Source organism: Arthrobacter sp. LjRoot78, from assembly GCF_964254335.1.
GTDB lineage: Bacteria > Actinomycetota > Actinomycetes > Actinomycetales > Micrococcaceae > Arthrobacter.
This window is the reverse complement of sequence record NZ_CAXUTG020000001.1, coordinates 1,726,808-1,743,191: the sequence shown is the minus strand read 5'-3', so window position 1 is coordinate 1,743,191 and position 16,384 is coordinate 1,726,808. Positions and strand designations below refer to the sequence as shown.

15 protein-coding genes are annotated in these 16,384 nt (G+C 65.2%); 8 read left to right on the top strand and 7 right to left on the bottom strand.

The features are described 5' to 3' along the window. Positions 1–3: 3 nt before the first annotated feature. From mraZ to dinB, 3 genes are all read right to left on the bottom strand, one after another. Positions 4–432 carry a division/cell wall cluster transcriptional repressor MraZ gene (mraZ, locus tag ACSQ1X_RS08010; protein ID WP_028271726.1) on the bottom strand — a complete coding sequence of 143 codons (429 nt, stop codon included), beginning with the start codon at positions 430–432 and terminating at the stop codon, positions 4–6. Positions 433–791: 359 nt separating this feature from the next. Then, positions 792–1,166, bottom strand: a complete 375-nt coding sequence (locus ACSQ1X_RS08005; protein WP_436057269.1) for a DUF3040 domain-containing protein — start codon at positions 1,164–1,166, stop codon at positions 792–794. Positions 1,167–1,425: 259 nt separating this feature from the next. After that, the gene (dinB, locus tag ACSQ1X_RS08000) at positions 1,426–2,586 is read right to left on the bottom strand and encodes a DNA polymerase IV (RefSeq protein WP_156372340.1); all 1,161 of its coding nucleotides are present in this window, start codon (positions 2,584–2,586) and stop codon (positions 1,426–1,428) included. A gap of 140 nt (positions 2,587–2,726) precedes the next feature. Between dinB and ACSQ1X_RS07995 the strand changes: the two genes are divergently transcribed. Both ACSQ1X_RS07995 and ACSQ1X_RS07990 read left to right on the top strand, forming a co-directional pair. Continuing rightward, entirely contained in the window at positions 2,727–3,257 is a 531-nt protein-coding gene (locus ACSQ1X_RS07995; RefSeq protein WP_436057268.1) for a hypothetical protein, read from the top strand. Continuing rightward, complete coding sequence (locus ACSQ1X_RS07990) at positions 3,254–4,348, top strand: polyprenyl synthetase family protein (RefSeq protein WP_436057267.1); 1,095 nt, start codon at positions 3,254–3,256, stop codon at positions 4,346–4,348. Before ACSQ1X_RS07995 ends, ACSQ1X_RS07990 begins: the two co-directional genes overlap by 4 nt. A 55-nt stretch (positions 4,349–4,403) precedes the next feature. On the opposite strand, the gene ACSQ1X_RS07985 is transcribed toward ACSQ1X_RS07990, so the two are convergent. Continuing rightward, positions 4,404–4,757 (bottom strand): Rv2175c family DNA-binding protein, encoded by a 354-nt coding sequence (locus ACSQ1X_RS07985; RefSeq protein ID WP_055800152.1) that lies wholly within the window; start codon positions 4,755–4,757, stop codon positions 4,404–4,406. Between the two features lie 243 nt (positions 4,758–5,000). On the opposite strand from ACSQ1X_RS07985, the gene ACSQ1X_RS07980 reads away from it, so the two are divergent. Beyond that, positions 5,001–6,347, top strand: a complete 1,347-nt coding sequence (locus tag ACSQ1X_RS07980) for a LysM peptidoglycan-binding domain-containing protein (protein ID WP_436057266.1) — start codon at positions 5,001–5,003, stop codon at positions 6,345–6,347. A gap of 103 nt (positions 6,348–6,450) precedes the next feature. Next, the gene (locus ACSQ1X_RS07975; protein ID WP_436057265.1) at positions 6,451–8,586 is read left to right on the top strand and encodes a protein kinase domain-containing protein; all 2,136 of its coding nucleotides are present in this window, start codon (positions 6,451–6,453) and stop codon (positions 8,584–8,586) included. 95 nt (positions 8,587–8,681) lie between these two features. Here ACSQ1X_RS07975 and ACSQ1X_RS07970 read toward each other — a convergent pair whose 3' ends face one another. Next, on the bottom strand, positions 8,682–10,076 hold the full coding sequence (locus ACSQ1X_RS07970; protein ID WP_436057264.1) for a class II 3-deoxy-7-phosphoheptulonate synthase: 1,395 nt from the start codon (positions 10,074–10,076) through the stop codon (positions 8,682–8,684). Between the two features lie 78 nt (positions 10,077–10,154). Next, on the bottom strand, positions 10,155–10,934 hold the full coding sequence (locus tag ACSQ1X_RS07965; protein WP_436057263.1) for a lysophospholipid acyltransferase family protein: 780 nt from the start codon (positions 10,932–10,934) through the stop codon (positions 10,155–10,157). Positions 10,935–11,045: 111 nt separating this feature from the next. Here ACSQ1X_RS07965 and ACSQ1X_RS07960 point away from each other — a divergent pair, with 111 nt between their 5' ends. Genes ACSQ1X_RS07960 through ACSQ1X_RS07950 form a run of 3 tightly spaced genes read left to right on the top strand, consistent with a single transcriptional unit; the run spans position 11,046 to position 13,179 of the window. Continuing rightward, complete coding sequence (locus ACSQ1X_RS07960) at positions 11,046–11,834, top strand: alpha/beta hydrolase (protein WP_436057262.1); 789 nt, start codon at positions 11,046–11,048, stop codon at positions 11,832–11,834. Further along, the gene (locus ACSQ1X_RS07955) at positions 11,831–12,628 is read left to right on the top strand and encodes an alpha/beta hydrolase (protein WP_436057261.1); all 798 of its coding nucleotides are present in this window, start codon (positions 11,831–11,833) and stop codon (positions 12,626–12,628) included. Before ACSQ1X_RS07960 ends, ACSQ1X_RS07955 begins: the two co-directional genes overlap by 4 nt. After that, positions 12,625–13,179, top strand: coding sequence for a hypothetical protein (locus ACSQ1X_RS07950; protein WP_436057260.1), 555 nt, complete (start codon positions 12,625–12,627; stop codon positions 13,177–13,179). Before ACSQ1X_RS07955 ends, ACSQ1X_RS07950 begins: the two co-directional genes overlap by 4 nt. A 30-nt stretch (positions 13,180–13,209) precedes the next feature. On the opposite strand, the gene ACSQ1X_RS07945 is transcribed toward ACSQ1X_RS07950, so the two are convergent. Then, positions 13,210–14,301, bottom strand: a complete 1,092-nt coding sequence (locus ACSQ1X_RS07945; protein WP_436057259.1) for an ROK family glucokinase — start codon at positions 14,299–14,301, stop codon at positions 13,210–13,212. Positions 14,302–14,514: 213 nt separating this feature from the next. On the opposite strand from ACSQ1X_RS07945, the gene ACSQ1X_RS07940 reads away from it, so the two are divergent. Further along, positions 14,515–16,353: an AMP-dependent synthetase/ligase gene (locus tag ACSQ1X_RS07940; protein ID WP_436057258.1), complete on the top strand. Its 1,839-nt coding sequence runs from the start codon at positions 14,515–14,517 to the stop codon at positions 16,351–16,353. Positions 16,354–16,384: the final 31 nt, after the last annotated feature.

Below are 16,384 nucleotides of genomic sequence, written 5' to 3'. Positions count from 1 at the left end.
GCCTCAGAAGATTCCCGGGATGGCGTCGTCGGTTTCAGAGAAGGAGGTTTCCTTCTCTGCCAGGTACTCATTCCAGGCCTGGGCATCCCAGATCTCCGCTCGGGAACCGGCGCCGATAACGGCGAGCTCCCTGCCAAGACCTGCATATGCCCGGAGTGCGGGAGGAATAGTCACGCGCCCCTGCTTGTCAGGTACCTCGTCCGAGGCTCCAGAGAGGAAAACCCGGATGTAGTCACGAGTCTGCTTGGAGGAGATGGGCGCCTCCCGCATTTGCTCGTGAATCCGTTCGAATTCCCGCTCACTGAAGACGTAGATGCAGCGCTCCTGGCCCCTTGTGAGAACCAGTCCGCTGGCAAGTTCCTCACGGAACTTCGCTGGGAGGATGATCCGCCCCTTTTCGTCCAAACGCGGCGAGTGAGTGCCAAGAAACATGGCCACCCGCCTGTCTGTCGTCAGGAGCTGCACGTCCCCTGTGCTGCCACTACCCTCTTACCTGCTCCACTTTACTCCACATCGCTCCACAGTCAACGCGACACGGAAGATTCGTCCCGGGTTTGGACAAATCCAATCCCGCAAATCCGGGGTTTCGGGCGGGTGGTGGAAAGTGGAGGGATAACGGCGTCTAAAGGGCCGCGAGGGACCGTACGACGGCGGACGGTACGGACAGGACGGCTTCGCGCCCACGATTGCCGGCCGTTAAATGCAAAAGACCCGCCGGGGCGGGTCTTTTGCAGGTCTGCCAGGGGCAGGTGGTGCGAAGTGGAGCGTTAGCTTACGCTGTCGCGGTCGAGCTACTGCTGCTCGCCCCGGCGTCGTTCGTCCCAGCGTTCTTCAAGGCCGCTCATGAACGAACTGCGCCCCTTGCCGGCTTTCTTGCCACCGGTCGATTTCGCTTTGCCGGCGGCGGAACTGCGCATCGTTGCGAAATAGACTCCGGCTCCCATCACGATGAATCCGAGGACACCAACAAAAATGCTCTGAAGTGATACGCCCACCAGCAGGAGGAGGACGCCGGCCAGTGTGGCCAGCACGCCGATCACGATGTGGCGCGTGGACCAGTTACGGCCCGGATCCGATCCCATTGAATTGGCAAACTTCGGATCGTCCTCGTGCAGCTGCTTCTCCAACTGCTCGAGCAACTTCTGTTCGTGCTCCGAGAGCGGCATCACGACCTCCTTAAGTCGGCCAACGTCGGGACCTGCTCTGGCCCCCGTGTTGTCAATCCACTAACGTCCGGCGTGCGCAGGAGGTTCCCGGCCACCGTACAACGAAAGGCCGGGTTCCACGCATTCGCACGGCGGACCTATTCAGCAGGCTGTCCAGGGCTTACTTCTTAGGTATGTCCAGACGTTCGAAATCTATGTATATCTAAGGATAGTTTGTTGCGCCCTGTTCTGAAAGACACTCCCGGCGCGGCGGGACGGGTCACCCTCCGGGCGTGTGCGGGTCCATCAGGCGGGCTGGAAGCACCGATTTCGAGCCGAACTTAGCCGCCACCTTGTCCAGGGCCTGTTCCGCGGCCCGCCAGTTGTCGTCGCGGCGGTCAAAGCTCAGCTGCAGCGAAGTCTGGGCAGCATCTTCAAGCTGCTCAGCCCTGACACCGACGAGGCGTACCGTCATGGCCCGCGGACCGAGCGATTCAAGGAGCTGAACGGCCACCGCGTAGATCAGCTGGGCACTGTCGACCGGAGCGTGCACTGTCCGGCTGCGCGTGATGGTGGAGAAATCGGTGTAGCGCAGCTTAAGGGAGATGGTCCTCGCCACCATCCCCGTGCTTCGGAGCCGCTCGGCGGTCCGGTGCGACAGGCGCAGCAGTTCACGGTGCAGGAGGGCGTCGTCGGCTGTATCCACGGCGAACGTTTCCTCGGCGCCGATGCTCTTCTCGAGTCGGACCGGAGTTACGGGACGGGGATCAATCCCCCACGACAGCCGGTAGACGTGCTCCCCTGACACCCCAAGCAGCTTCTTTAGTGCTGACGGCGGCGTTGCAGCGACATCGGCCACGGTCCGGATTCCCATGCGGGCCAGCACCTCGCCCGTCTTCGCCCCGACGCCCCACAGTGCGTTGACCGGAAGGCTGTGCAGGTACGCAACCGTTTCATCCGGCCCGATCAGCAGGAGCCCGTCCGGCTTACAGCGGGTAGAGGCTATCTTGGCCACAAATTTGCTGGCCGCAATGCCGACGGACGCCGTGATGCCGAGTTCCTCATGCACGCGCCGACGGATAATCCCGCCGATCTCGCGCGGACTCCCCAGCCTCCGGATTGCTCCGCCGACGTCAAGGAAGGCCTCGTCGACGCTCAGCGGCTCCACCAGCTCCGTGATCGACCCGAAGATGGCCATGAGCTGGGCGGACACCTCGTAGTAGAGCTTGTGCCGTGGCTCGATAATGACTGCCGAGGGGCACATGCGCGCCGCCATTGCCATGGGCATCGCGGACTTGACCCCGAATTTCCGGGCCTCATAGGACGCTGACAGCACCACCGACCGCTCCGCCGGGTAACCCACTATCACGGGTTTGCCGCGAAGTTCCGGCCGGGTCCGGAGCTCAACGGAGACGAAAAAAGCGTCCATGTCCACATGCATGATGCTGCTTCGCCGGAGCTCCCGGAGGGTCGCTTCGAGCTGCTGTTTATCCTGTTCCGGCCCCACGTCTTCAATCCTATGCCGTGGTACTGACTAAACTGGAGGCTGCATCCGGCGTCAACACCAGGAGGAATGTCCCTGTGAAGGTAATTGGAAAGCTCAAGCCTGCGGGCTGCGCCGTGATTGTGGCCGGCGCGGTGCTGGCCCTGGCGGCGTGCACCCCGGCCAATCCCGGCGCTACGGCCACCGGGACTGCCAGCGCTTCAGCTTCCGTCACCGGACAGGCATCCACCACGGCCCCCGCGAGCCCCACAGCCTCGCCCGGAACCACCGCCGCCGTCGGCGCGCTGGTGGCCGGCTTCCCCGAGAAACTGCTGCCCGTGATGCCCGGGGCAAAGGTCGTCTCCAGCAGCTTCGACAAGACGACCACTCCGGCAACAGCGGCATTGGTGGGAAACATCACCTCGCCGGCTGCCGCCGTCGTGGCTTTCTACACCAAAGAGCTGGAAGCCCAGGGCTTCAAAGCAGTGCCCGGCGAGAACGTGGGCGCGGTCGCGTCCAAGGATTTCCTCCGCGGTGACAACGAAACCGTGAACATCGCCGTGGTGGAAACCGGCGGGATCTCCACGTTCACCATCGGCGCCAACGTCGCAGCCGAGTCCGCGAAGTGACGGTCGCGGAGCAGCTGCGCCTGGAGCAGACGGCCTACGTAGCCGCTGTCGCCGGCAAGCTCAATGATTTCCTGGCGACCCGCCAGTCCGTGATGTCCGCCATTTCCCAGGACATCGACCCGCTGATGGGATCCATTTCCAACCTGGTCACCGGCGGCAAGCGGCTGCGTGCGCTGATGTGCTACTGGGGGTGGCGCGGCGCAGGCGGGGATGCGGCTGCCACCGAGGTGGTCACTGCCGGATCGGCACTGGAGCTCTTCCAGGCAGCGGCGCTGATTCACGACGACATCATCGACCGCTCGGATACTCGGCGCGGAGGACCCAGCGTCCACCGCCGCTTCAGCCAGCTGCATGAAGACCAGGGCTGGGCCCTGGACAGCGAGCGCTTCGGCCATGCCGCAGCCATCCTGACCGGCGACCTGTGCCTCTCGTTCAGCGAGGAAACGTTCACGGACATCGGCCAGGCGGCAGCATCGGGCAGCCAGGCCCGGCTGATCTTCAACCTGATGAGGGCCGAAGTGATGGCCGGGCAGTACCTGGACATCCTGGAAGAAGTCGCAGGTCCCATGCGCGACCGGGCCGGCGCGGTCAGCCGGGCCCAGTCAATAATCCGGTTCAAGTCGGCGAAGTATTCCACGGAGCACCCGCTCGCGCTCGGCGGCGCCCTGGCCGGCGCTTCCGATGAACTGCTCCGCGGCTACTCAGCGTTCGCGCTGCCGCTGGGCGAAGCCTTCCAGCTCCGGGACGACGTGCTGGGAGTGTTCGGCGATCCCGTGACCACCGGGAAGCCGGCGGGCGATGACCTCAGGGAGGGCAAGAGGACGGTCCTGGTTGCCTTCGCCCTCGACCAGGCGTCGCCGGAGGAATCCCGCTTCCTCGACGCAAAGCTCGGAAGCCCGGACCTGTCCGACGATGATGTGGAGGAGATACGCCGCATCATCGTGGACTGCGGTGCGCTCCAGGCCACCGAAGTCCTGATTGAGGAATTCGGCCGCGCCGCCTTTAATGAACTGGACATGCTCCCACTGGAAGACCTGCCAAAGACGGCCCTGCGGAAACTCGCCGAGGCAACCGTCAGCCGCGCCTCCTGACTTGGGGGCGCGGCCACCGCGCGTGGAATAACCGGGCAGTGCTACCGGGTGAGGACTACCAGGCGAGGGACTGTGCCCTGCGGCGGATCTCCGTCTTCCGGCCTTCACGCAATGCGTCAATAGGGCGGCCCCGCAGTGATTCATCCGGCGTGAAAAGCCACGTGATGAGTTCCTCGTCGGAATACCCTGCATCCGACAGGACCACGATGGTCCCCTTAAGGCTCTCGACCGGATGGCCGTCCTGCATAAAGCCGGCGGGCACCGACCTGATGCGACGTTCACCGACCCTCAGCGCCACCAGTGCTTTTTCGTCCAGCAAACCGTGGACCTTAGTAATGGAAACGTTCATCATTTCTGCAACGTCGGGCAGGGGCAGCCATTCGCCTACAAGGCTTTCTACAGTACTCACGGATCAAGATTGCCACGCGGTGCACTGTTGCGCCTAGTCAGCCCAATGAGGCGGGCCGATGGCGTAAATCGACACTCCGAAAAAAGGCATATAAGAGATGCCATACATTTCTTGTGCTAATCGGCAATTCGTGAGAGATTCACATAGATCACATTTGCATCAACGCTAACTTTAGTAACACTAGTACCATTCGTAACAACGGCCTGACCGACAGCATTCGCCGCTGAGAAGAGGATCATTCCCATGACGACGCCCCGATCGCCAAAGCAACACCCCAGGCCGAGCCTGCCTATGATTGCGGCGACCACGGCCGCTCTCCCGGCCGTCGTCCTGTCCTCGCTCGCCATCGCCCAGCCGGCGGCGGCGGAATCTCGTCCGCGGGCTGTTCCTGCCACCCTGGCGGCCGCCATGCAGGCCCAGGAAGCCGCGCTCAAGTCGGGCCTCATTCCGGCGGCATCGGTCTCCACGTCCATTCCCGCTTCCCTTCGGCCCGCCCAGCCTTCCGCTCCGGCCGAGTACACCATTGCGCGTGGTGACACCATCAGCGGCATTGCCGGCCGCTACGGCCTCGATACGAATGCCATCCTGAAGCTGAACAACCTGCAGCCCAACACCATCATTTACCCGGGACAGAAGATCAAACTGACCGGGTCCGCGCCGGCCCCTTCCGCCCCCGCGGCGAAGCCCGAGGCTCCAGCGCCCGCCACTTCCGGCGGCAGTGTCTACACCGTAAAGTCCGGTGACACCCTGGGAGCCATCGCCGCACGCCACGGCGTGAAGCTGTCCGAGGTGTTGAGCTGGAACGGCCTCAACATGAATTCCATCATTTACCCGGGCCAGCAGATCAAGATCGGCGGCGGCCAGTCCTCCGCCCCGGCTCCGGCCCCCGCGGCCACGCCGGCGCCTGCTCCGGCTCCCGCCCCCAGCTCCGGCTCCTACACGGTGAAGTCCGGCGACACGTTGTCCGCCATCGCCGCAAAGCACGGCGTCAAGCTCTCAGACATCCTGTCGGCGAACAAGCTGACCATGTCCAGCGTTATCTACCCGGGCAACAAGCTGGTCATCCCCGGCGCCTCCATCCAGCCGGCTGCGAGCGTCACTCCCCTGGTGCCGAGCTCATTCCTCGGTTTTACCTACCCCGACGCCGTGGTGTCGTCCGCCAACCAGAACAAGGCCCTGCTCAACGCCTCTCCCGTTCCCACCCGGGAACAGATGAAGTCGATCGTCGCTGATACGGCACGTCGGATGGGGGTGGATCCCTCCCTTGCCCTCGCCTTCGCCTACCAGGAGTCCGGCTTCAACCAGCGCGCGGTCTCGCCGGCCAACGCCATCGGCACGATGCAGGTCATCCCGACGTCGGGCGAATGGGCCTCCGACCTTGTGGGCCGCAAGCTGAACCTGCTCGATCCCTATGACAACGCAACGGCAGGCGTAGCCATCATCCGCCAGCTGATCCGCACGAGCAAGGACCTGGACCACGCCATCGCCGGCTACTACCAGGGCCAGTACTCCGTCAGCAAGAACGGCATGTTCGACGACACCAAGGCCTACGTTGCAGCCATCAAGGCGCACCAGAAGAACTTCAGCTAGAACCATAACGGCACCGCAAAGGCAAGTGCCGCGAGGGTAACGATACGGGTCCGGATTGCATGTCGATTCGGGCCCGTTTCCGTGTAGCACTTAGGATCGTAGGGTGCAGGAAAAAGTGTCGGACTCCCTCGTTGGAACCCTGGTGGATAACCGTTACCGGGTTCAGTCCAGGGTGGCGCGCGGCGGAATGTCCACCGTCTACCTGGCCACGGACCAGCGTCTGGAGCGCGACGTCGCACTCAAGGTCCTCCATCCGCACCTCGTCAATGACGGAAACTTCCTGGACAGGCTGGGCCGGGAGGCAAAAGCCGCGGCCAAGCTGTCCCACGCCCATGTGGTGGGCGTCCTGGACCAGGGCAGCGACGGCCACACGGCCTACCTGGTCATGGAGTACATCAAGGGCCACACTCTCCGGGACGTCATCAAGGAGAAGGGTGCATTGTCTCCGCGGCTAGCCCTGGCGTTGATCGACCCCGTAGTGGAAGGCCTGGGAGCGGCGCACGCCGCAGGGCTGATCCACCGGGACATCAAGCCCGAAAACGTCCTGATCGCCGATGACGGCCGAATCAAGTTGGGCGACTTCGGACTGGCCCGGGCCGTCACCACGTCAACGAGCACCGGCGCGCTGATCGGCACTGTGGCCTACCTGTCCCCGGAGCTCGTGCTCGGCAGGCAGGCGGACGCCCGCAGCGACATCTACTCGGTGGGCATCATGCTGTACGAAATGATCACCGGCAAGCAGCCGTTCGACGGCGAAGTCCCCATCCAGGTGGCCTATCAGCACGTGAACTCCTCCGTCCAGGCCCCCTCGGCTGCCGTGCCGGGGCTGGCTGCCGAAGTGGACGAGCTGGTGCAGTGGTGCACGGCACGCGACCCTGAACAGCGTCCGGTGGACGGCAATGCGCTGCTGTCGGAGCTCAGGCACATCCGGACCAACCTGACCGACGCGGAACTGGATCTCCAGCCGCCGGCGGCGATCGCCGCCGTCGCCCATTCTCCGGCCGGGCTGCGCCCTCCCGCCTACCCGCCCTCCGGTCGACCCGCCGCGGTCCGGCCCACGGAGCGCCAGGACCACACGGAGGTCCTGTCCGCCGGGCAGCATCCAACGGAAATCATCACCCGCCAAAGCAATCCCACCACGGTACTGTCGGCTTCGCCCGGGCGCACGGGCCAGTTCGGCGCGCTGGCGGCCCCGCCGGACGCGGAATCCGACTTCGGGGAGGCAGACGGGGACGGACCGGACGGCGCCGCTCCCCTGAGTAAGCGGGCGCAGCGCAAGCAGGACCGCGATGCCGCCAAGGCACAGTCGAAGGCGGCGTCAACTCCGGTCCGGTCCCTTCGCGAAGGTAACCCGCGGCGTCGCGGCGTCCTCTGGATCATCATCCTGGTCATCGCTGCATTGCTCGCAACGGGCGCCGGCTGGTTCTTCGGCATGGGACCCGGCTCCCCCGGAACCATTCCGCGGGTATCGAACAAGACCGTGGCCGAGGCCCAGCAGCTGCTTGGCACTGCTGGATTCCAGTCCACCACGAAGGATGTTTTCGACGACGATATCCGGGCCGGGCTCGTCGTCGGCACCGAACCTGAGGCAGGGCGGGAAATCCGCAAGTTCCAGTTGGTGTCGCTTTTCGTGTCCAAAGGCCCCCAACTCTTTCCGCTGCCCGGAATGAGCGGCAAGTCATTGGATGAAGCTAAGACCCAACTCAACGGGGCCGAGATGGCCTTGGGCACTGTCACGGAGACCTACAGCGAGACCGAGCCGGCGGGAACGGTCCTCGCCCAGGATCCGGCGGCGGGAACCCCCGCCCGACGCGGCACACCCGTCAGCCTCACTGTCTCGAAGGGGCCGGAGCCCATTCCCGTTCCGGACGTGCGCGGGCAGGAACAGGGCGCAGCGGTCAAGGCGCTCGAAGCCGCGGGGCTAAAGGCCGTAATCTCCCCCGGAACAGTCAACGACAAGAAGGTCCCCAAGGGCGCCGTCGTGGCCCAGGACCCGTCCTCCGGCACCCTGACCCGGGGCGACACCGTCACCCTTACGGTGTCCAAGGGACCCAAACTCGTGGATGTGCCGAGCTACATCGGCAAGCAAGCCAATGATGCCCGCAAGGCGCTGGAAAAGCTCGGCTTCGAGGTCCGGGTAAACAACATCCTGGGCGGCTTCTTTGGAACGGTACGCGACCAGGATCCGGTGGACACGCAGGTGCCCGAAGGTTCACTCGTCACCCTCACCGTCGTCTGACCGGAACCCTACGCAAAAAAGCTCCGCCCGGCTGGTTCCAGCCGGGCGGAGCTTTGTGGTCAATCATCGCAGCGGATCAGCGCGTCGAACCGGGGTCAGGGGCGCTTGGAAAGGGCTCCTGCGACGAGGAAGGCCATCTCCAGGGACTGCATGTGGTTCAGGCGCGGGTCGCAGACCGATTCGTAGCGGTCCAGGAAAGCTTCCTGGTCGATCGGGTCGGCACCGCCGAGGCACTCCGCGACGTCGTCACCGGTCATCTCAACGTGCAGGCCGCCCGGAATGGTGCCCAGCGAGTGGTGGACTTCGAAGAAGCCGCGCACTTCGTCGATGACGTCGTCGAAGTTCCTCGTCTTGTAGCCGTTGGGCGACGTGACCGTGTTCCCGTGCATGGGATCGGTGACCCAGAGGACCTGCGCGCCGGACGCCGTGACCTTCTCAACGATGGCGGGCAGCTTCTCGCGGATGTTGCCAGCGCCCATCCGGGTGATGAAGGTCAGCCTGCCGGGTTCGCGGTCCGGATCCAGCTTGTCGATGAGCCGCAGGGCGTCGTCGCCGGAGGTCTTGGGCCCCAGCTTGACGCCGATCGGGTTGCGGACCCGGGACAGGAAATCGACGTGGGCGTGGTCCAGTTCGCGGGTGCGTTCGCCGATCCAGAGGAAATGGGCGGACGTGTCGTACGGAAGTCCGGTGCGGGAATCGATGCGGGTCAGTGCGCGCTCGTAGTCGAGCAGCAGCGCCTCGTGGCTCGCGAAGAATTCGACCCGTTTCAGGGCCTCGAAGTCCGCGCCGCAGGAAGCCATGAACTTGATGGCCCGGTCAATGTCGCGTGCCAGCGACTCGTAGCGGGCGTGGGCCGGGTTCTCTGTGAAGCCCTTGTTCCAGTGGTGGACCAGGCGCAGGTCAGCGAAGCCGCCCTGCGTGAATGCCCGGATGAGGTTCAGCGTGGAAGCCGACGTGTGGTAGGCCTTCAGCATCCGGCCGGCATCGTGGCCCCGGGATTCCGGCGTGAAATCGTAGCCGTTGACAATGTCGCCCCGGTACGCCGGGAGGGTGACGCCGTCGCGCGTTTCATCGTTGGAGGATCGCGGCTTGGCGAACTGTCCGGCCATCCGGCCCATTTTGATGACGGGCATGGCCGCGCCATAGGTGAGGACGACCGCCATCTGCAGGATGGTTTTGACCCTTGCGCTGATCTTGTCCGCCGTGGCGGCCTCGAATGTTTCGGCGCAGTCCCCGCCCTGGAGCAGGAACGCCTTGCCCTGCGCGGCAGCGGCCAGTCGTTCGCGGAGGATGTCCACTTCGCCCGCGAAGACGAGCGGCGGAAGGACGGAAAGTTCCTTCACGGATGCGTCAAAGACCTCTTTGTTTTGCCAGCTGGGCTGCTGGGAAACCGGCAGGTCCCGCCAGTGGTCCAGTCCCGGATAGTTGGCGGCGCCGCTCTGGGCGGTACTGGTCAGCAGGGAGGCAGGTTTTGCAGATAGCTCAGTCACACTACAAGACTAGTTCCCGGATCGGGGTTTCCGCACCGCAACCGTCATTCGACCCGATCCGCCGTCACAGAACCGGCGTCACGCTTTGTCGGGTTCCGCGGGACCGGTGCCGCCGCCGGAGCCGTTTGAGCCGTCAGTGCCGTCAGTGCCGTTAGTGCCGTTAGTGCCGTCCGCAGGTTTTCCCGCCAGCCGCAGTTTGACCACTGCCGCGTATTCGTCCACATACTCCTGCCCGGACAGGCGCATGAGTTCGTACATGATTTCGTCGGTCACGGAACGCTGGATCAGGCGGTCCTCCTCCATGCCGTAATAGCGGCTGAAGTCCAGTGGTTCGCCGAAGATCATGCCGATGCGCCTGATGTTCGGCATCCGCTTACCGATCGGCTGGACCTTGTCCGTGCCGATCATGGCGACGGGAATCACGGGAACCCTGGCCTGCAGGGCAAGTTTTGCCACACCGACTTTGCCGCGGTACAGCCGTGAATCCGGGCTGCGGGTTCCCTCGGGATAAATACCCAGTAACGAACCGTGCGAGAGGACGTCCATTCCGGCGTTGAGCGAAGCTGCCGACGCCGCTCCGCCCGAACGGTCCATGGGCAGCTGGTTGGTCAGCCGGAAGAAGAGTGCAGTCAGCCTGCCCTTGAGGCCCGTACCGGTGAAGTATTCCGACTTCGCCAGGAACACCACGGGACGCGGAACCATCAGCGGCATAAAGATGGAGTCGGAAAACGACAGATGGTTGGAAGCCAGGATGGCTGCGCCTTCGGCCGGGACGTTGTCCAGCCCCTTGACCCAGGGCCGGAACAGGAGCTTCAGCACCGGCCCCAGGACGAACGTCTTCATGAACCAATAAAACACGTGGTGTACCTCTCCGGAAGGCGTCTCGCCGCCCCTTCGTCGGGCCCGGCCAGGACTTCAATGCAACCCTACTCTAGTGAGATTTGTGGTGAATGGTGACACGATGGGCACATGAGAGAAAGCAGCAAACCGACTGTGCCTGCCGCTTTCAGCTACCCCGGCCACGGAAGCAATGCCCGGATCGGCGTCGCCATCTGCCACGGCTTCACGGGAAGTCCCCTCAGCGTCATGCCGTGGGCCCTGCACCTGGCCGAGCAGGGGTTCGCCGTCTCCGTCCCGCTCCTGCCCGGCCACGGGACTGACTGGCGCGAGCTGGCCCGCTCGGGCTGGCGGGACTGGGCCGGCGCCTTCGAAGCCGCCTACCTTGAGCTCGCCGGCCGGACCGACACCTGCTACGTCGCCGGGCTGTCCATGGGCGGCGCCGTCGCCCTGCGCACGGCGTCCCGTCATCGCGTTGCCGGCGTGGCCGTGGTCAATCCCGGGCTCAGCTTCTACGACCGTAGAGTCCGGATTATCGGCATCCTGAAGTACTTCCAACGGACCACACTGCCGATTGTGGAGGCCAACCCCACCGCGGCCACCACCGAAGACGGCGACTATTCGCAGACGCCGCTGGCCGCCGTCCACCAACTGAAAAAGCTGTTTGCCGCTGCCCGCCGCGGACTGCCCCGGGTGACGGCGCCGGTCCTGGTTTTCAAATCGGACACCGACGACGTCGTGCCGCCATCGTCCCTTGAGCTGATCCGGCGGCGGCTGGGATCGGCCACGCTTCGCGTGGTCCCTCTGCCCCATAGCGGCCACGTGGCCACCCTGGACAACGACGCCCCCGTGATTTTCCAGAATTCGTCCGCTTTCTTCCATGAGCACGCGCAGCACCACGTACCCTCGGAGACATCATGAGCATCGCCGCCGACCACAGCCCCCTGAGCTCCCCCTTTACCGGAGACGGCCCCTCGATCGGCGTTGCCGTTTCCCACGGCTTCACCGGAAGCCCGCATGGTGTGCGGGCTTGGGCCCAGTCCCTGGCCGACGCCGGCTTTGCCGTGAGGATGCCGCTTCTGCCGGGGCACGGGACCAGCTGGCAGGAGCTTGCCAGGACCCGCTGGCAGCAGTGGTATTCCGCCTACGACTCCGCCTACCTGGAGCTTGAGGCCGAATGCGACCACGTGTTCACGGCGGGCCTGTCCATGGGAGGGGCACTCGCCCTGAGAGTGGCGGCGCAGCGTCCGGTGGCGGGTGCCATCGTGGTCAATCCCGGCCTGGTCATTGACGATCCCCGGGCGCCGCTGGCCGGCGTCCTGAAGCTGGTCATGAAAAGCACGCCCGCCATCGCGAACGACATCCTCAAGCCGGACACGGACGAGGGCGCCTACCCGCGGACACCGGTGGCGGCTGCCCACGAACTGAACAAGCTGTTCAAGGACACACGGCGGCTGCTGCCCCGCATCACTGCACCGGTTCGGGTGTTCCGTTCCACGGTGGACCACGTCGTGTCGGATTCGAGCATCGTGGCGCTGCGCCGCGGCCTCACCCATGCCACGCTTCAGCTGAGCGCCCTGGGCAACAGCTACCACGTGGCCACACTGGACAACGATGCCGAAGAGATTTTCAGCGGGACCGCGGACTTTATCCGCGCCGTGGTTCCGGGAGACGTGGACTCGTCCCCCGCTAGCCGTGAAGGACATGGCCGATGACCCGATCCGACTCCAATTCCTCTGACCAGAGCGCGAACCAGGACGACGCCGTATGGCTCGACCTGGTGGCCCGGCTCGAGGGCAGCGACACTGCGGCTGCTGACAGCACCGTTGATGCCGGGGAGGGCAACCAACCAGCCAGGCGGCCCTTCCGCGACTTCGATCCGCTGGGGCTGTCCGGCGCCGCACCGACGGAGCCCTCGGCGTCCGAACGCCAGGCCGCCGTCAGCCAACCGCACCCGGGGGCGGACCACGCCGGTACAGCTGACACGGACGCAACCGGCAGGCCGCGGGATTACGACGCCGACGACGACGAACCGTTCGTACCGGAGGAACCGCCGAGCCTGGCCGGCACGGATCCCCTGACCATGCTCGCCTGGTTGGGTGCCGTGGGCGGTCCCGTCGCCCTGGTGCTGGCCGCCATGTTCTGGCGGTCCGCGCCGCTGATGGCCATTTTGGGAATCGTTGCCGCATTCGTCGTCTCAGTGATCTACCTGATCATGCAGCTGCCGCAGGAAAAGGATGAGCACGACGACGGCGCCCGGGTTTAGTGCCTCAGGCTTAGCCTGCCGATTTCCCGGTTAGCCGTGCATCCTGCTGCTGACCCGTGACAGGTCCGCGGCGCCGATCAGCCCGGCGTTGGGTCCCAGCGCGGCCAGTGCGATTTCCGCTGCCGGCCGGAACCCGCGCCCGGTCAGGTTCCGGGCAAAGGCCTTGCGTGCAGGCGCCACCAGCAGCTCGCCGGCATCGCAGAGGCCTCCGCCGATCACGAACTTCCCGGGGTCAAGCGCGGCAGCCAGGTTGGCGAGCCCCAGTCCCAGCCACTCCCCGACGTCTTCCAGGAGTTCCCTGGACGTAGGGTCGCCCGCCTTGGCCAGCTCCGTCACGATGACTCCGGTGATCCGGTCAACCTCTCCGTCCACGGCCTTGAGTAGTTCCTGCGCTACGGGTGAATTGGCGGCAGCCAGCTCGCGGGCTTCGCGGCCCAGGGCATTTCCGGAGGCGTACTGCTCCCAGCAACCGCGGTTTCCGCACTCGCACCGGTGGCCGCCGGGCATGATGATCTGGTGGCCGAATTCGCCGGCAACGCCGAAGCGTCCGCGTTCCACCCGGCCGTCCATCACCATGGCCCCGCCGATCCCGGTGCCGAGGGTGATGCAGACGAGCCTGTTTTGTCCCTGCCCGGCACCAAAACGCCATTCGGCCCAGGCCGCGGCATCGGCGTCGTTGGTCAGCAGGACCGGCCGGCGCAGCAGGCGCTGGAGGTTGTCCCGCAGCGGTTCGTTGCGCCAGGCCAGGTGGGGGCTGAACAGCACTGTCCCGCCGTCGAGGTCCATCCAGCCGGCGGCGCCGATTCCCACCGACCAAATGCGGTGGCCGCGGCTTAGCTCCTCGACCAGTTCCACGATCACCTGTTCCACTGCCCGGGGGTCGTTCCCGGGCGTCGAGCGCCTGGCCTGGCTGAGTATCCTGCCGTCGGCATCAACTACGCCGGCGGCAACCTTGGTGCCGCCGATGTCCACGCCGATCGCCAGTCCCTTGCGCCCCAGCCGGAGGTGCTCACGAAATCCCTGGCTTGCGGCCAGCGCGTCCTGCCCGGAGGGCTTCCTGCGCCGCCAGGAGGCCGTCCGTCGATAGGGTCTGGGCGGGTCGCCAGGCGTTGGTGTGTGCATGGTTCCCCATTCTATTGCCCGGGCGGTGTTTTACTGCGTGGCCGGCCACTGAGTGAAACAGTTCCGGACATGCCTCCCGGCGGGCAGATTGGCGGGTTTCAGGCCCTTGACCGTAAAGTTACTCGCCAGTAGGTGAAACAGGACACACCTCCGCAACGGGCGTACTAGTGTTAGCAGTACCCCTGCGGGTCTATGGATAACAAAGGAGCTATCGTGCGCGAATTCAGTGTTCCGCCCTTGGTGAATGTACCCCCCGAAACCAACATTACCGACCTGGTGCTGCGGCAGGCCGCCAAGGCCTCGAACCCGTCCCTGTATTCGCGGCTCGATGCCGCCGGGCAATGGCAGGACATCGCTGCCACCGATTTCGTCGCCGACGTCCGTGCCCTCGCCAAGGGCCTCATGGCCAGCGGCGTGGCGGCCGGCGACCGTGTGGGCATCATGTCCCGCACCCGGTACGAGTGGGCGCTGGTGGACTTCGCCATCTGGTTCGCGGGCGGCATCTCGGTTCCCATCTACGAAACGTCTTCCCCCAGCCAGGTTGCCTGGAACCTGGGCGACTCGGGTGCCGTCGCCGCGTTTGGCGAGTCCTCGCACCACGAGGACATCATCCGGCAGGCAGCCACCTCGGAAGGACTCTCTTCGCTGGCCCACGTGTGGCAGCTTGAGGGCGCCGGGCTGGACGAACTTCGCGCCGCAGGATCTGCCGTCAGCGACGAGGACCTGGAAGCCCGCCGAAGCCTGGCGTCGCTGGCCGACGTCGCAACGATCATCTACACCTCCGGCACCACCGGCAGGCCTAAGGGCTGCGAACTGACACACGGCAACTTCGTGGAATTGTCCGAAAACGCACTGGCCACGTCGCTGTCCGGCATCGTCCACGAGCAGGCACGGACCATCATGTTCCTCCCCCTGGCCCATGTGTTCGCCCGGTTCATTTCCGTCCTGGCCGTGGCCGCCGGAGTCACCGTCGCGCACACCCCGGACATCAAGCACCTCCTGCCGGACCTGCAGAGCTACAAGCCCACGTTCATCCTGGCCGTGCCGCGGGTGTTCGAAAAGGTCTACAACTCGGCACTGACGAAGGCCGAGGACGGCGGCAAAGGCGCCATCTTCCACAAGGCATCCGACACCGCAATCGCCTACTCGAGGGCACGGCAGGCCGGTTCCATCGGCCTGGGCCTCAAGCTCCGCCACGCACTCTTCGACAAACTCGTCTACAGCAAACTGCGCGCAGCAATGGGCGGCCAGGTTGCCCACGCCGTCTCCGGCGGCGGCCCCCTGGGCGAACGCCTGGGTCACTTCTTCCAGGGCATCGGCATGCAGATCCTCGAAGGCTACGGCCTGACCGAGACCACCGCGCCCATCACGGTCAACACCCCGTCGCTGATCAGGATCGGCACCGTGGGCGCCCCCCTGCCGGGGAATGCGGTGAAGATCGCCGACGACGGCGAGATCCTCGCCAAGGGTGTCTGCGTGATGCGCGGCTACTACAAGCGCGACGACCTCGCGGCCGACACGTTCGTGGACGGCTGGTTCCGCACCGGCGACATCGGACAAATGGATGCCGACGGCTTCCTGACCATCACGGGCCGCAAGAAGGAAATCATCGTGACGGCCAGCGGAAAGAACGTCGTCCCTGCCCTGCTGGAGGACCAGATCAGGGCCGACGCCCTCGTTTCCCAGGTGCTCGTGGTGGGCGACAACATGCCGTTCATCGGCGCCCTGGTGACGCTCGACGAGGAAGCACTGCCGGGATGGCTGCACCGGCACGGGCTGCCGGCATCCACCACCCTCGCCGAAGCCGCGGAACATCCCGTGGTCAAGGCGGCCGTCCAGGACCTCATCACCCGCGCCAACCAGTCGGTGTCCCAGGCGGAAGCCATCAAGTCGTTCCGGATTGTGCCGTCCGACTTCACCGAGGCATCCGGCCACCTGACGCCATCGATGAAGGTCAAGCGGGCCCAGGTGATGAAGGACTTCGAATCGGTCATCGGGGAAATGTACGCCGCACCGCGCCCGGCCCGCGCCGAGCCGTCCGGACAGCACTAGCCCAAGACACCAAAACCCGAGACACAAAAAA

Excerpts from the sequence above, each read along its gene's own strand:
- ACSQ1X_RS07950 (WP_436057260.1), top strand. The coding sequence starts at position 12,625 with ATGACCCGATCCGACTCCAATTCCTCTGACCAGAGCGCGAACCAGGAC.
- ACSQ1X_RS07945 (WP_436057259.1), bottom strand. The coding sequence starts at position 14,301 with ATGCACACACCAACGCCTGGCGACCCGCCCAGACCCTATCGACGGACG.
- ACSQ1X_RS08005 (WP_436057269.1), bottom strand. The coding sequence starts at position 1,166 with ATGCCGCTCTCGGAGCACGAACAGAAGTTGCTCGAGCAGTTGGAGAAG.
- ACSQ1X_RS07955 (WP_436057261.1), top strand. The coding sequence starts at position 11,831 with ATGAGCATCGCCGCCGACCACAGCCCCCTGAGCTCCCCCTTTACCGGA.
- ACSQ1X_RS07980 (WP_436057266.1), top strand. The coding sequence starts at position 5,001 with ATGACGACGCCCCGATCGCCAAAGCAACACCCCAGGCCGAGCCTGCCT.
- mraZ (WP_028271726.1), bottom strand. The coding sequence starts at position 432 with ATGTTTCTTGGCACTCACTCGCCGCGTTTGGACGAAAAGGGGCGGATC.
- ACSQ1X_RS07960 (WP_436057262.1), top strand. The coding sequence starts at position 11,046 with ATGAGAGAAAGCAGCAAACCGACTGTGCCTGCCGCTTTCAGCTACCCC.
- dinB (WP_156372340.1), bottom strand. The coding sequence starts at position 2,586 with ATGCATGTGGACATGGACGCTTTTTTCGTCTCCGTTGAGCTCCGGACC.